At 69.0% G+C, this 12,906-nt stretch carries 15 protein-coding genes and 1 pseudogene; 5 read left to right on the forward strand and 11 right to left on the reverse strand.

The genetic code is table 11. The features are described 5' to 3' along the window. The 5 genes from G3N64_RS35490 to G3N64_RS35510 form a co-directional block, all read right to left on the reverse strand. Window positions 1–1,301, reverse strand: a 1,301-nt coding sequence (locus G3N64_RS35490; RefSeq protein ID WP_205788317.1) for an NAD(P)/FAD-dependent oxidoreductase, incomplete at its 3' end; no start/stop codon positions are given. Continuing rightward, a complete protein-coding gene (locus G3N64_RS35495; protein WP_205788318.1) occupies window positions 1,298–1,642 on the reverse strand; it encodes a (2Fe-2S)-binding protein in 345 nt (114 codons plus the stop codon). The genes G3N64_RS35495 and G3N64_RS35490, both read right to left, overlap by 4 nt. Window positions 1,643–1,644: 2 nt before the next feature. Continuing rightward, the gene (locus tag G3N64_RS35500) at window positions 1,645–2,439 is read right to left on the reverse strand and encodes an ABC transporter permease (protein WP_205788319.1); all 795 of its coding nucleotides are present in this window, start codon (window positions 2,437–2,439) and stop codon (window positions 1,645–1,647) included. Then, window positions 2,436–3,419, reverse strand: a complete 984-nt coding sequence (locus tag G3N64_RS35505; protein WP_205788320.1) for an ABC transporter permease — start codon at window positions 3,417–3,419, stop codon at window positions 2,436–2,438. The genes G3N64_RS35500 and G3N64_RS35505 overlap by 4 nt, the downstream gene beginning before the upstream one ends. Further along, window positions 3,420–4,502 (reverse strand): ABC transporter ATP-binding protein, encoded by a 1,083-nt coding sequence (locus tag G3N64_RS35510; protein ID WP_205788321.1) that lies wholly within the window; start codon window positions 4,500–4,502, stop codon window positions 3,420–3,422. A 294-nt stretch (window positions 4,503–4,796) separates the two neighbouring features. On the opposite strand from G3N64_RS35510, the gene G3N64_RS35515 reads away from it, so the two are divergent. Together G3N64_RS35515 and G3N64_RS35520 are read left to right on the forward strand one after the other, a co-directional pair. Beyond that, a complete protein-coding gene (locus G3N64_RS35515) occupies window positions 4,797–5,684 on the forward strand; it encodes an IclR family transcriptional regulator (RefSeq protein WP_205788322.1) in 888 nt (295 codons plus the stop codon). 103 nt (window positions 5,685–5,787) lie between these two features. Beyond that, window positions 5,788–6,135 (forward strand): hypothetical protein, encoded by a 348-nt coding sequence (locus G3N64_RS35520; RefSeq protein WP_241021373.1) that lies wholly within the window; start codon window positions 5,788–5,790, stop codon window positions 6,133–6,135. Here G3N64_RS35520 and G3N64_RS35525 read toward each other — a convergent pair. Next, the gene (locus G3N64_RS35525; RefSeq protein ID WP_205788323.1) at window positions 6,087–6,434 is read right to left on the reverse strand and encodes a GNAT family N-acetyltransferase; all 348 of its coding nucleotides are present in this window, start codon (window positions 6,432–6,434) and stop codon (window positions 6,087–6,089) included. The two genes, G3N64_RS35520 and G3N64_RS35525, sit on opposite strands and share 49 nt — an antisense overlap. A 204-nt stretch (window positions 6,435–6,638) precedes the next feature. Here G3N64_RS35525 and G3N64_RS35530 point away from each other — a divergent pair, with 204 nt between their 5' ends. After that, complete coding sequence (locus G3N64_RS35530; protein ID WP_205788324.1) at window positions 6,639–7,022, forward strand: hypothetical protein; 384 nt, start codon at window positions 6,639–6,641, stop codon at window positions 7,020–7,022. Window positions 7,023–7,100: 78 nt separating this feature from the next. Here G3N64_RS35530 and G3N64_RS35535 read toward each other — a convergent pair whose 3' ends face one another. Continuing rightward, a complete protein-coding gene (locus G3N64_RS35535; RefSeq protein ID WP_205788325.1) occupies window positions 7,101–7,316 on the reverse strand; it encodes a transporter substrate-binding domain-containing protein in 216 nt (71 codons plus the stop codon). After that, window positions 7,313–8,170 (reverse strand): helix-turn-helix transcriptional regulator, encoded by an 858-nt coding sequence (locus G3N64_RS35540; RefSeq protein WP_205788326.1) that lies wholly within the window; start codon window positions 8,168–8,170, stop codon window positions 7,313–7,315. Before G3N64_RS35540 ends, G3N64_RS35535 begins: the two co-directional genes overlap by 4 nt. Window positions 8,171–8,265: 95 nt before the next feature. Between G3N64_RS35540 and G3N64_RS35545 the strand changes: the two genes are divergently transcribed. Next, entirely contained in the window at window positions 8,266–9,159 is an 894-nt protein-coding gene (locus G3N64_RS35545; protein WP_205788327.1) for an SDR family oxidoreductase, read from the forward strand. A 53-nt stretch (window positions 9,160–9,212) separates the two neighbouring features. On the opposite strand, the pseudogene G3N64_RS35550 reads toward G3N64_RS35545, so the two are convergent. From G3N64_RS35550 to G3N64_RS35560, 3 genes and pseudogenes are all read right to left on the reverse strand, one after another. Then, window positions 9,213–9,677 (reverse strand): annotated as a pseudogene (locus G3N64_RS35550) (zinc-binding dehydrogenase); the annotation flags it as partial. Next, window positions 9,674–11,053, reverse strand: coding sequence for an FAD-containing oxidoreductase (locus tag G3N64_RS35555; RefSeq protein WP_205788328.1), 1,380 nt, complete (start codon window positions 11,051–11,053; stop codon window positions 9,674–9,676). The gene G3N64_RS35555 and the pseudogene G3N64_RS35550, both read right to left, overlap by 4 nt. 226 nt (window positions 11,054–11,279) lie before the next feature. Then, complete coding sequence (locus tag G3N64_RS35560; RefSeq protein WP_205788329.1) at window positions 11,280–11,858, reverse strand: hypothetical protein; 579 nt, start codon at window positions 11,856–11,858, stop codon at window positions 11,280–11,282. 208 nt (window positions 11,859–12,066) lie between these two features. On the opposite strand from G3N64_RS35560, the gene G3N64_RS35565 reads away from it, so the two are divergent. Then, complete coding sequence (locus G3N64_RS35565; RefSeq protein ID WP_205788330.1) at window positions 12,067–12,705, forward strand: LysE family translocator; 639 nt, start codon at window positions 12,067–12,069, stop codon at window positions 12,703–12,705. Window positions 12,706–12,906: the final 201 nt, after the last annotated feature.

Consider the following 12,906-nt stretch of genomic DNA (forward strand, 5'->3'; position numbering starts at 1 on the left):
CCCAGCACGAGCGCGGCCGCGTCGCCGCACATGCGGCCCTGGCAGCGGCCCATCCCGACCCGCGTCAGCGCCTTCAGCCGGTTCAGTTCGGTCGCTGCGCCGCCACGGATGCAACGGCGCAGCGTACCCGCGTCGATCTCCTCGCAGCGGCACACGATCGTGTCGTCGGCGCAGCGCGCGGCTTGCTCGACGGGCAGGGCGAATGCCGCTTCGAGGCCCGCGCGGAAGGCGCCGATGCGCGCGAGCCTGCGTTCGAGCGTCGCCGCATCGGGCTTGCCGGATGGCGATCGCGGCGCGATGCCCGCGTCGTCGAGCAGCGCGAGCGCCGCTCGCCGGCCCGACGCTTCGGCCGCGTCGGCACCCGCGATGCCCGCGCCGTCGCCCGCGACGTAAATCCCGCGCACCGAGGTGCGGCCGGCCGTGTCGCGCTCGGGCAGCCATGCGCGGTTGACCGGGTCGAAACCGAACCGGCAGCCGGCAAGATCGGCGAGCTGCGTCTCCGAACGCAGGCCGAAGCCGAGCCCGAGCGCGTCGCAGTCGAGCACGCGCGGCTGCGCATCGGCGCCGGCCGCGCGCCAGGCGAGCCCCGTCACATGTTGTTCGCCGAGCACGCGCTCGAGCGTGACGCCCGTTTCGATCGCGACGCCGTGCGCGCGCAGCCAGCCGATGTAATAGAGCCCCTTCGCGAAGATCGACGGCATGCGCAGCAGCGCGGGCGCGGCGGTCGCCTGGCGGTGCAGCGGGCTCGTGTCGAGCACGGCCGCGACCTGCGCGCCGGCCTTCGCATACTGGTACGCGACGAGATACAGCAGCGGCCCCGTGCCGGCGAACACGATGCGGCTGCCGATCGCGCAGCCCTGCGCCTTCAGTGCGACCTGCGCGCCGCCGAGCGTATAGACGCCCGCGAGGGTCCAGCCCGGCACGGGCAGCATGCGGTCGGTCGCACCGCTCGCGACGATCAGGTGCGAGTACGGCACGGTCACTTCGTGGCCGCCCTGCAGCGTATCGACGCGGCCCGCGCCGCATGCCCACGCGAGCGTGTCCGGCCGGTAGTCGACGTGCGGCAGCAGCGCGGCCATGGTCCGGTGCACGGCGTCGGCCTTCGCGGCCTCGAAGCCGTACAGCGTGCGCTTGCCGCGCACGAACGCGCCGTCGGCCGGCGGTTGCCGGTAGATCTGGCCGCCCCAGCGCGCGTTCTCGTCGATCACGACGGGGCGTAGCCCCGCGTCGACCAGCGCCTCGGCCGCGCGCACGCCGGCCGGGCCTGCGCCGACGATCACCGGTTGCAGTGCGTCGGTCATTGCGTGTCTCCGGTGGCAACGGGCGGCACGCCGGTGAGAATCCGCATGCCTTCGGCGATCGGTGTCGAGCATGCGCGCACGCGTGCGCCTGCTTCGGTGCGCACCCAGCAATCCTGGCATGCGCCGATCAGGCAGAAGCCCGCACGCGGCAGGCCACTGAATTCGCTGACGCGCACGCGGCGCTGCGCGACGAGGATCGCGGTGAGCACGGTGTCGCCGGCAAGGGCCTGCGCAGGGTGGCCGTCGAGCGTGAACGCGACGGCGGCACGCTCGCGCTCGGCGACGCGCACGAACTGCGCGCCGTCGTCCACGGTGTCGGTTGAACGGGAAGCGGAAGTCATCGTCAGTGTTGGCCGATCAGGATGCGGTTCAGGCCGTACACGCGATCGAGCAGCAGCATCGCGCCGGCGGTGATGAAGATGACGAGCGCCGACACCGACGCCATCATCGGGTCGATCGATTCGGTCGCGTACATGTACATGCGCACGGGCAGCGTGACCGTCTGCGGCGACGTGACGAAGATCGACATCGTCAGTTCATCGAAGCTGTTGATGAACGCGAGCAGCCAGCCGCCGGTGATGCCGGGCACGATCATCGGCAGCGTGATGCGGCGGAAGGTCGTCCACGGGTCCGCGCCGAGCGAGCACGCGGCCTGCTCGATGCTGCGGTCGAGGCCCGAGACGGACGCGAGCACGAGCCGCATCACGAACGGCGTGATGACGATCATGTGCGCGAGCACGAGCCATGCGAACGAGCCGGTCGCGCCGATCAGCGCGAAGAAGCGCAGCAGCGCGATGCCGAGCACGAGGCCGGGGATCACGAGCGGCGACAGCAGCAACCCGTTCAGGAACGCGCGGCCGGGAAACGTCGCGCGGCCGATGGCGAGGCCCGCCGGCAGCGCGATCGCGAGCGACAGCGTCGCCGATGCGAGCGCCAGCTTCACGCTGTTGAAGAACGCGGTGACGAAGTCGGGATAGTCGAGTATCGCGCGGAACCAGCGCAGCGACAGCCCGTGGGTCGGCAGCGTCAGCGTTTCGTCCGGCGTGAACGCGACCAGCACGACGATCGCGAGCGGCGCGAGCACGAACACGATCACGAGCGTGTGGAACGCGAGGGCGAGGGGGCCGTTCTTTCTCATCGGGATGCGCCTCCGAGGCTGCGTGCGTAGCGGCGTTCGAGCACGCGGTAGTAGGTGAGCATCACGACGAGGTTCGCGACCAGCAGCAGCACCGCGATCGTCGCGCCGAGCGGCCAGTTCAGCGAGCCGAGGAATTCGTCGTAGACGGCGGTGGCCGCCACCTTCAGCCGGCGTCCGCCGAGCAGGCCGGGAATCGCGAACGCGCTCGCCGACAGCCCGAACACCATCAGGCTGCCCGACAGCACCCCCGGCATCAGCTGCGGCAGGACGATGCGGCGCAGCGTCGTGAACGGCGACGCGCCGAGCGACAGTGCCGCGTGCTCGGTCTGCGGATCGAGCCGTTGCAGCGCGGTCCACACGGGAATCACCATGAACGGCAGCATCACGTGCACCAGCGCGATCCCGATCGCGAAGGTCGTGTATTCGAGCTTGTACGGCCCGAGGCCGATGAGCCCGAGCGTCCGGTTCACGAGCCCGCTCGTGTTCAGCAGCATGCTCCAGCCGAACGCGCGCACGACGATCGACACGAGCAGTGGCGCGAGGATCGCGAGCAGGAACAGCGAGCGCCACGGGTCGCGCATTTTCGACAGCACGTACGCTTCCGGCGTGCCGACCGCGACGCAGATCGCGGTCGTCAGCGCGGCGATCCCGAACGTGCGCAGGAAGATCGTGTGGAAGTACGGCGAGCCGAGCACTTCCGCGTAGTTGCCGAACTGGAACGCGGCGATCGCACCGGTCGCCGGGTCGAAGCGGTAGAACGTCAGCACGAACGTCATCGCCAGCGGCACGAGCACGAGCGCGGCAAACAGCGCGAATGCGGGCGCGCACATCAGCCACAGCGGCGCATGCGCACGCCAGGTGGCGCGCGGCGCGTGCGCGGCGGCAGCGCGTGCCGGTGCGACCTCTGCGGAAGCCGCGGCCGATTGCGCGAACGCGGCCGGCACGCCGTCAGTCGGAAGCGGGCGGGTGGGCTGTCCCATTCAGGCCTCCCGGCGCATCACGCGCACCGCGTCGCTGTGCCAGTCGATGCCGACCGGCGCGCCTTCCGCGAGCGGTTCCGCGCCTTCGTTCTGGCAGCACACGAGCACTTCGCCGAGCGCGCTGTCGACGCGGTACAGCCACTGGCTGCCGAGAAAGAAGCGGCTCGTGACGGTCGCGGCGAAGCGGCCGGTGTCGGGTGTGCAGAGCCGCAGCTTTTCCGGACGGATGCAGACCGACACCGCGTCGCCGACGCCTATGTCACGCTCGCGCGGCGGCAGGTGCGCGGTGTGACCGGTTTCGGCGAGGCCGTGCCCGAGGTCGATGCGGATCGCGTCGCCGTCGTGCGCGACGATCGTGCCGGGCAGCAGGTTCGCCTTGCCGATGAATTGCGAGACGAAGCGGTTTTCGGGGCGCTCGTACGCACGGTACGGCGTGTCGGTCTGCGTGATGCGGCCGGCTTCCATCACGACCACGCGGTCGCTGATCGACAGCGCTTCCGACTGATCGTGCGTGACCATGATCGTCGTCGTGCCGATCTTGCGCTGGATCGCGCGCAGCTCGAACTGCATGTCCTCGCGCAGCTTCGCGTCGAGGTTCGACATCGGTTCGTCGAGCAGCAGCACCGGCGGCTCGATCACGACCGCGCGCGCGATCGCGACGCGCTGCCGCTGGCCGCCCGACAGCTCGCGCGGAAAGCGGTGCGCGAGTGCATCGAGGCGCACGAGCGCGAGCGCCGCGCGGATGCGCTCCGTGCGCTCGGCTTTGTCGACGCCGCGCATGTCGAGCCCGAAGCCGACGTTCTCCGCGACGCTCATGTGCGGAAACAGCGCATAGCTCTGGAACACGATGCCGAGCCCGCGCCGGTTCGGCTTCAGGTGCGTGATGTCCTGCCCGTCGAGCGCGATGCGCCCGCGCGTGACGTCGACGAAGCCGGCGATCATCTGCAGCGTGGTGGTCTTGCCGCAGCCCGACGGCCCGAGCAGCGACACGAATTCGCCTTGTTCGACCGACAGGTTGACGTCGGCGACGGCGGTGAGGTCGCCGAAGGTTTTCGTCAGATCCGTAAGCGTGAGAAACGACATGGGGAGCTCCGGGGTCGCACACCGCGAGGCCGGTGTGCCAATGACGCGGACTCTAGCCAGCCATATTTCGGAGCGTCAATTTGGAATTCTGCTGAACGGGATGCATTTCGAAAGAATTCCGATGAACGGAACGGATGGTCGAATCGCACGTAAATCGTTTCGCTGGATGAAGGGTGGTCGAGCCGCGAAATGCACGCGTCAATCCCGTGTACACCCGGATGCCGGCGGAATTTCGGCCGGACGACAATGGCGGCTACCGTATTCCATTCAGTGAAATTCGTGAGGAGAACCGGCGTGCAGGAACCCCATACGCCCGGAACGTCGCCGGCCGCACGCGCGGCGCAGCCGGACGAGGACGCCGCCGATGCGGCCGGCGCGCCGGGCACCGGCATGCTGCAGCGCGCGTTCGCGATCCTGCGCGCGCTGGCCGGCATGCAGCAGGACGGCGTGCGCGTCACGCACCTCGCGAAGGCCGTCGGCCTCACGCAGGGCACCGCGCACCGGATCCTGCAAGCGCTGATCGCCGAAGGGATGGTCGAGCAGGACGAGCAGTCGAAGCTGTACCGGCTGAGCGTCGACTTCTTTGCGCTCGCCGCGCAGGCCGGCAACCCGAGCAGCATGCGCACGCTGTGCCGCCCCGCGCTGCTGCGGCTGTGCGCAAGCATCGGCGAGACGATCTTCCTGCTCGTGAAGAGCGGCTTCGACGCGGTGTGTCTCGACCTGTGCGAAGGGCCGTTCCCGATCCGGTCGTTTACCGGCGACATCGGCGGGCGCATCGCGCTCGGCGTCGGGCAGGGCAGTCTCGCGATCCTCGCATTCCTGCCCGAAGCCGAACGCGAGGAAGTGATCCGCTTCAACGTGCCGCGCATTCGCGGCTATGGCGTGCTCGACGAGGTGTACCTGCGCACCGAGATCGAACGCGTGCGGCAGCTCGGCTACGCGGGCCGCAACAGCGGCGTGCTCGACGGGATGGCCGGCGTCGCGGTGCCGATCCTCGATCGCACCGGGTATCCCGTCGGCGCGCTGAGCGTCGGCACGCTCGCATCGCGCCTCGGCGACGACCGGATGCCGATGGTCGTCGAACTGCTGCGGCGCCAGGCCGATGCGATCGGGCCGCGCACCAACCCGTTCGACGCCGCGCTGCGGCGGCCGATGCACGGGCTGTCCGGGAAAACCGCATAGGCGCATCGCGCGTCGCCGTTTCGTCAGCTTGCTTGCGCGAGCCATTCGCGTCTGAGCAAAGCGCGCCGCGCTCGAACAGCTGAAGGCCGGCGTGACGTCGTTCATGTCGCACAGCATCGACCTGACCGCCGCCGACATCGCGGCGTGCGTCGGGACGGGCACCGCGATCGTCCACAACCCGAGCGCGATCATGTCGTTCATCGGGCGCTGCGCGGTGCCCGAGCTGATCGATGCGGGCGTGACGGTGGTCGGCGAAAGGGGGCTGATGGAGGGGCCGCGCGTGTTGTCGGTCGACGAGAGCGAGGTTCTCGAACGGGTAAACGAAGTCGCGGAAATCACGATCGAGCGCAGCGGGTTGCGTCATCTGCTCGACGAGCCGAAGACGCTCTGGGGGCGTAGCCGCTACAAAGCGCGCCCGGCGCCGGTCCCTTGCGTCCCGCGCCGAAGATAGATCTGATGGATCTCCCCCGACCCGTCGGCAACGTCCGGGTGCGGGAGTTTGCACGGCCCCACGTGTGCATACCCCACCAGTTGCCCGTCGTCGCTTTCCGCGACCCACGTGCGGCACTGGGGATCGTTGAGCTGGCCCGTGGTCGTTTCGACCGAGTAGGTGTTCGTCTCGTACGCAGCCAGATCGTACGGCGGATAGTCGATGCCGAATCCTTCATGCAGAAAGGTTTCCCGAAACGTGTCGCGCTTCAGTTCGGCAAGCGGGATGGCATCGGACGGTGTTGCAACGCGGATCAACATGGAGGATGGCTCGATGCGTGGGTCGGGCAGACAGTTTATCTCGGGTGACATGAGGCTCGCGAGCGCGGGGGGCGATCTGCGTGCGCGGCGTGCGAAGGGCTTGGGCGCCCGACTTTGATCACCCGCATGGCAATCATGCCGATGCCGGTGGTTGACCGCCGACGGACATGCTAGGATTTCCGTCAAACAACTTCGGAGACTGCCATGCCGTTCATCTGCGAAAACGTTGAATGTCGTGCCGTACTGGCTCGCGGGCAGGTCAGGCCCCATCAGGACGACACGGGGTGGTGCTTCTACTGCCCCGATTGCAAAGCCAGGAACGAATTGATGAATATCGACCTGGCCGGCGGCGCTGTCGAGCTGATTCAGCCGGAACGAGCCAGCCCTCCGCACAAGGTCGTTGCGACGGCTCGAGCGCTGGAGGATGGCAGATACGCCGCGCAGTTGAGCGTTCAGCGGGCGCTCGCCGTGAAGGGAACGTATGCGGCCGAAGAGCACTGGGATCAGCTCGGTGTATTCGGCGACGCGCAGGAAGCCGTCGAGCACGCGAAGTCTTTCGCAACCGACCTGTTACAGCGAGCGGCGTAGTCGAAATGATTCGGTGAACGAAGAAGAGGCGTCGCGCACGCATGCGTGGCGCCGTTTCGTGTTTTCCGTTCTCGCCCGTCAGTTGTAGATATCGAACGAGAAATACGGCTTCGCGATCCGCTGGTACGTCCCATCCTGGATCAGGTTCGCGAGTGCCTGGTTGATCTGCGTGCACAGCGCGTCGTCATCCTTGCGTACACCGATCGCCGAACCCACGCCGAGCGTCTTCGGGTCATGCGGCGGCGGGCGATACGGCGCGGCAGCGCGCTCGTCAGACGAAACACGCGCCGTCATGCGGCGGGCATCTGCTCGGCCAGGGCTTGTTCGCGCGCGGCCACCAGTTTCAGGACGAGCGCGCGATCGGCCGCCGTTTCCGGCGTAAAGATCACGAGCGTCTGGTCGGGCCGGCCGCTCACCGCGAATGCCGAGTATTCGAGCGCGATTCGCCCGACCGCGGGATGGTGGATCTCCTTGGTCCCTTCGTCATGCGAGCGGATATCGTGGTCGCGCCACAGCGCGTCGAACTCCGCGCTCGTCGCGCGCATCTCGTCGACGAACGCCTGCACGGCCTGCGTCGCGCCGCCGCGCGCGACGTCGGCACGAAACGCGCCTACCGCGAACTGCGCGACGCGTTCCCAGTTCGCCTGCACGCCGCGCACGTGCGGATCGATGAAGATGAGCCGCAGGATGTTGCGCCGTTCCGGCGACAGGGTCGTGTAGTCGGTCAGTGTCGCGGCCGCCGCGACGTTCCATGCGACGACGTCCCACGTCGCTGAGCGCACGATCGCGGGGCTCGCGTCGAGCGAATCGAGCACGTGCTGCACGCGCGGCGACACATGGTCGGTCGCGTGATAGCGCACTTCCGGCAGGTGGCCGACGCCGATCAGGAACAGGTGCTCGCGCTCGGCGTCGTTCAGCAGCAGCGCGCGGGCGAGCCGGTCGAGCACGTCGGCCGACGGCGCGCCGCCGCGCCCCTGTTCGAGCCACGTGTACCACGCGGCGCTGACGTGCGCGCGCTGCGCGACTTCTTCGCGCCGCAGGCCGGGCGTGCGGCGGCGCGTGGCCGGCAGCCCGAGCGCGACCGGATCGAGTTTCTCGCGGCGGTCCCGCAGGTACGCGCCGAGCAGGTTGTCGGGGGCGTCAGCCATATCCTGTTAGTTCGTTTACCGGTAAACCGTCACGACTTCATCGCGAGCGGGCATCGACGGATAGTAAGCCTCCATGCCATCCGGAGGTGTTGAACATGCGTGTCTTTGTTACTGGAGCGTCGGGGTTCGTCGGTTCCGCCGTCGTTGCCGAACTCATTGCGGCCGGCCATGCGGTGCTCGGTCTTGCGCGTTCCGACGCGGCTGCCGCGTCGGTCGAGGCGGCGGGCGCCGACGTCCATCGCGGCTCGCTGGAGGATCTCGACAGCCTCACGCGCGGCGCCGAAGCTGCCGACGCGGTGATCCATACGGGATTCAATCACGACTTTTCGCGCTTTGCGCAGAACTGCGAACTCGACCGTCGCGCGATCGAGACGATCGGCGCGGTGCTGGAAGGTTCGGCACGGCCGTTGATCGTCACGTCGGGCCTCGCGCTCGTCGCCCCCGGGCGCGCGGCGACGGAAGACGATCCGCACGTGCCGGTGTCGTCGTCCTACCCGCGTGCGTCGGAAGCAACCGCGGTCGCGCTGGAAGCGCGCGGCGTGCACGCGTCGGTCGTGCGCCTGCCGCCGTCGGTGCACGGCGACGGCGATCACGGTTTCGTGCCGCGCCTGATTGCATTCGCGAGGGAGAAGGGCGCATCGGCCTATCTCGGCGATGGCGACAACCGCTGGCCGGCCGTGCACCGGCTCGACGCGGCGCGCGTGTACCGGCTCGCGATCGAACGCGGCGCGGCCGGTGCGCGCTATCACGCGGTCGACGATACGGGCGTGCGCTTCCGCGAGATCGCGGAAGTGATCGGCCGGCGGCTCAATGTGCCGGTCGTCGCGAAAACGTCAGCTGAAGCCGGCGAACACTTCGGCTGGTTCGCGATGTTCGCGGGGATGGATGCGCCGGCAACGAGCGAGCGCACGCGTGCGTCGCTCGACTGGGCGCCGACGCAGCCGGGGCTGCTGGCCGATATCGACCGGCCGCGGTATTTCGAAAGCTGAGCGGGTGGCGGGCGTGCCGTCGTTTTCAAACGGCAGGCCCGCTTTGCGCCCTTTCAGACCGTGACGACGATCTTCCCGACCTGCGCGCCGGCTTCCATGTAACGATGCGCTTCCACGATGTCGTCGAATGCGAACGTGCGATCGATCAGCGGCTTCAGCGCGCCTGCCGCGAGCCCGTCGACGATGAAGCGCTTCGCGCGCTCGAGCCGCTGCGCGTGGCCGGTGATCTCGAACAGCTCGTAGCCGCGCAGCGTCAGGTGGCGCGCGAGCAGGTCCATCACGGGCACCGGGATGTCGCGCGTGTCGAGCGCGCCGTACTGGAAGAACGTGCCGTTCGTGGCCAGCGCGCGCAGCAGGTTCGCCGCATCGGGGCCGCCGACCGGATCGAACACGAGGCGCGCACCGGTGCCGCCGGTGATGTCGGCCACCTGCTGCGGCAGGTCGGCAGGGCTGCCGGCGATCACGTGCTTCGCGCCCGCATCGAGCAGCGCCTGGCGCTTCGATTCGCCGCGCGTCATTCGACCGGATGCAGATCCTGCAGCAGCGTCGGCACGAGTTCCGACACGGTCGGATGGATGTGCATCGCGCGGCTGATCGTCGTGTACGGTGCGCCCGCGGCCATCACGTCGAGCATTCCGTGCACGACTTCGTCGCCCGTCACGCCGAGGATCGACGCGCCGAGGATCGCGTGGCTGTCCGCGTCGACGATCACCTTCATGAAGCCCAGGCTCTCGCCTTTTTCCACCGCGCGGCCGACGCGCGTCATCGGGCGCGTGCCGACCAGCAGCCGGCGGCCCGTCTGCTTCGCTTCCGCGAGCGTCATGCCGACGCGGCCGAGCGGCGGATCGACGTACAGCGCGTACGCCGCGATGCGATCGGACACTTTGCGCGGATCGTCGTCGAGCAGGTTGGCCGCGACGATCTCGAAGTCGTTGTATGCGGTGTGCGTGAACGCGCCGCGCCCGTTGCAGTCGCCGAGCGCCCAGATGCCGGGCACGTTCGTGCGCAACTGGTCGTCGACCTCGATATAGCCGCGCGCGTCGGTCGTGACGCCCGCGCGGTCGAGCCCGAGATCGTCGGTATTCGGCACGCGTCCGACCGCGAGCAGCAGGTGCGAGCCCGCGACCTCGCGGCCGCCGCCCGCGCAGTCGAGACCGACCGCGATGCCGCTGCCGTCGCGCCGCGCGCTCAGGCAGGTCGCGTCGAGCTGCACGTCGATCCCTTCCTGCTCGAGGATTTCGCGCACGGCCTGCGACACGTCTTCGTCCTCGCGGCGGATCAGGCGCGACCCCTTTTCGACGATCGTGACGCGCGACCCGAAGCGGCGATACATCTGGCCGAACTCGAGCCCGATGTAGCTGCCGCCGACGATCACGAGATGCTCGGGCAGGAAGTCGACGTCCATCATCGTCGAGTTGGTCAGGTACGGCACCGTGTCGAGGCCCGGCATCGGCGGCACCTGCGCGCGCCCGCCGACGTTGACGAAGATGCGGTCTGCCTCGAGCAGCTCGTCGCCGACGCGCACGGCGTGCGCGCTTTCGAAGCGCGCATGACCCTGGATGACGGTCGCGTTTTCCAGCCCGCGCACCCACTGTTCGACGCCGTGGTTCGAGCGCCCGGAGATCTGGTCCTTGCGCGCCTTCACGGCTTTCATGTCGACGGTGACGGGGCCGCCGACCGACACGCCGTATTCGCCGGCGCGCCGCGCGAGGTGCGCGGCGTATGCGCTCGCGACCAGCGTCTTGGTCGGGATGCAGCCGGTGTTCACGCAGGTGCCGCCGAAGCGGCCGCGCTCGATGATCGCGACTTTCATCCCGGCGGCGGACAGCCGCGCGGCGAGCGGTGGCCCGGCCTGCCCGGTGCCGATGACGATCGCGTCGAAGTGTTGCGTCATGACGTCCTCCTGTGCGGGTGCAGCGAGGGAACGCGTGCGTGCGAGCCGCGTGCGAGGCCGGCGCACGGTCGCGCGACGGCGAGCGCTTATGGTAGTCCTGTTGGCGTGCGCTCGCGAGTGCGGGCGGGGCGGAAGAAGCGGGAGAAGCGGGGCGTGACGGAGTCTGTCCCTGCCCGCGCCGGCCGGAGCTCGATGCAACCGGTCTCGGCGCGTTGCCCCGGCCGCGTCAGTCCTTGCGTTGCCATTGACCGAACGACACCGGCCGGTGCGCATCGGCGCGCGTGACGGTGACGTGGTCGGGCTGGTCGTCGAGCGGAAACGATTCGGTGACGATCCGGTTCGAAAATAGCCACCCGTGCGTGCGCGGGTCGTAGCGGAACGTCACGTAGTCGCTCCAGTGCTGCCCGCACGCGACGAAGTTCTGCACGGTGAAGTAGCGGCCTTTTACCGCGAAGCCGTTGTCGGCGGCATCGTCGGGATCGAACGGATCGCACTGGCCGCCTTCGTTCGCGCGCAGCACGACCTGGTCGTTGCGTGCGGCGAGCCGGTAGGTGTGGTCGGCCTGCTCCTCGTAGATCAGCAGCGGACGCGGCGACGGCTGCTCGCGCGTATCGACCGCCCGATGCACGACGACGAGGACGCTGTGCCGCCCGTTGTCGAGGTCCGGCCCGGCATGCGCGAGCAGCGGCTGGTAGCCGGGCGGCAACTGCGCGGCGATCGATTTCGGCAGGTCGCCGGCGCGGGCATTGAGCGAGAGCGCGACGAGCAGCGGGAGGAGCACGATGGGCAGGCGGAAAACGCGCATGACGGGGTGTCCGGTCGAAAGGAGGAAAGAGGTGCCGACGGCGCGGATCTCGATCATGGCGGGCGGCGCGAATGGCGGGAAAGCGGGCCAGCATAGCAGCGCAACGCGGCTTTCGGCCATGCGCGAAGCGTGCCAGAATCAGCGCTTCGACCGTCGGGAACGACACGCAGGCGTCGGCGATTCGGCGTCGCTCACCAAGGAGACTTCGATGACTGCATCGGCTGCCGTACTCGCCATCCTGGCCGCGCTGTTTCTCGGCGCGATGATTCCGGGCCCGAGCTTCGTGCTGGTTGCCCGCAATTCGATCGGGCTGTCGCGCCGCGACGGGCTCGCCACCGCGCTCGGCATGGGCATCGGCGGCATCGTGTTCGGCGGTGTCGCGCTGGCCGGGCTCTATACGCTGCTGCAGGCCGTCGAATGGCTGTACGTGGGCCTCAAGGTGGCGGGCGGCGCGTACCTGATCTACATGGCGTCGAAGATCTGGCGCGGCGCCGACCGGCCGATCGCGATGGACGATCCGCAGGCGGTGGCCGGCGGCAGCGCGCGCAAGTCGTTCTGGACGGGCCTCACGACCCAGCTCAGCAACCCGAAGACGGCGATCTGGTACGGCAGCATCTTCGCGGCGCTGCTCCCGCAGCATCCGCCGCTGTGGTGCTATCTGGCGCTGCCGCCGCTCGTGTTCGGCGTCGAGTTCGGCTGGTACACGATCGTCGCGCTGTGCTTTTCCACGCGCCGGCCGCGCGAGCTCTACCTGCGCGCGAAGAAGTGGGTCGACCGCGTCGCGGCCGGTGCGATCACGCTGCTCGGGCTGCGACTGATCCTGAACGCGCCGAAAGCGGGGATCTGACCGCTTTCATTCCCGATCTGCATCGCACGGCGGCCGGCCATTCCTTTGGCTGGCTGCCCGAACTACCCGAACTACCCGAACCGCCCGAACCGCCCGAACCGCCCGAACCGCCCGAACCGCCCGAACCGCCCGAACCGCCCGAACCGCCCGAACCGCCCGAACCGCCCGAACCGCCCGAACCGCCCGAACCGCCCGAACCGC

This window comes from Burkholderia sp. Ac-20344 (assembly GCF_017104975.1).
Taxonomy (GTDB): Bacteria; Pseudomonadota; Gammaproteobacteria; order Burkholderiales; family Burkholderiaceae; genus Burkholderia.

Bases quoted from the DNA above. Each gene is read 5' to 3' on its own strand.
- G3N64_RS35495 (WP_205788318.1), bottom strand. From the start codon at position 1,642: ATGACTTCCGCTTCCCGTTCAACCGACACCGTGGACGACGGCGCGCAG.
- G3N64_RS35500 (WP_205788319.1), bottom strand. From the start codon at position 2,439: ATGAGAAAGAACGGCCCCCTCGCCCTCGCGTTCCACACGCTCGTGATC.
- G3N64_RS35505 (WP_205788320.1), bottom strand. From the start codon at position 3,419: ATGGGACAGCCCACCCGCCCGCTTCCGACTGACGGCGTGCCGGCCGCG.
- G3N64_RS35510 (WP_205788321.1), bottom strand. From the start codon at position 4,502: ATGTCGTTTCTCACGCTTACGGATCTGACGAAAACCTTCGGCGACCTC.
- G3N64_RS35520 (WP_241021373.1), top strand. From the start codon at position 5,788: ATGTCGCACAGCATCGACCTGACCGCCGCCGACATCGCGGCGTGCGTC.
- G3N64_RS35525 (WP_205788323.1), bottom strand. From the start codon at position 6,434: ATGTTGATCCGCGTTGCAACACCGTCCGATGCCATCCCGCTTGCCGAA.
- G3N64_RS35530 (WP_205788324.1), top strand. From the start codon at position 6,639: ATGCCGTTCATCTGCGAAAACGTTGAATGTCGTGCCGTACTGGCTCGC.
- G3N64_RS35535 (WP_205788325.1), bottom strand. From the start codon at position 7,316: ATGACGGCGCGTGTTTCGTCTGACGAGCGCGCTGCCGCGCCGTATCGC.
- G3N64_RS35540 (WP_205788326.1), bottom strand. From the start codon at position 8,170: ATGGCTGACGCCCCCGACAACCTGCTCGGCGCGTACCTGCGGGACCGC.
- G3N64_RS35545 (WP_205788327.1), top strand. From the start codon at position 8,266: ATGCGTGTCTTTGTTACTGGAGCGTCGGGGTTCGTCGGTTCCGCCGTC.
- G3N64_RS35555 (WP_205788328.1), bottom strand. From the start codon at position 11,053: ATGACGCAACACTTCGACGCGATCGTCATCGGCACCGGGCAGGCCGGG.
- G3N64_RS35560 (WP_205788329.1), bottom strand. From the start codon at position 11,858: ATGCGCGTTTTCCGCCTGCCCATCGTGCTCCTCCCGCTGCTCGTCGCG.
- G3N64_RS35565 (WP_205788330.1), top strand. From the start codon at position 12,067: ATGACTGCATCGGCTGCCGTACTCGCCATCCTGGCCGCGCTGTTTCTC.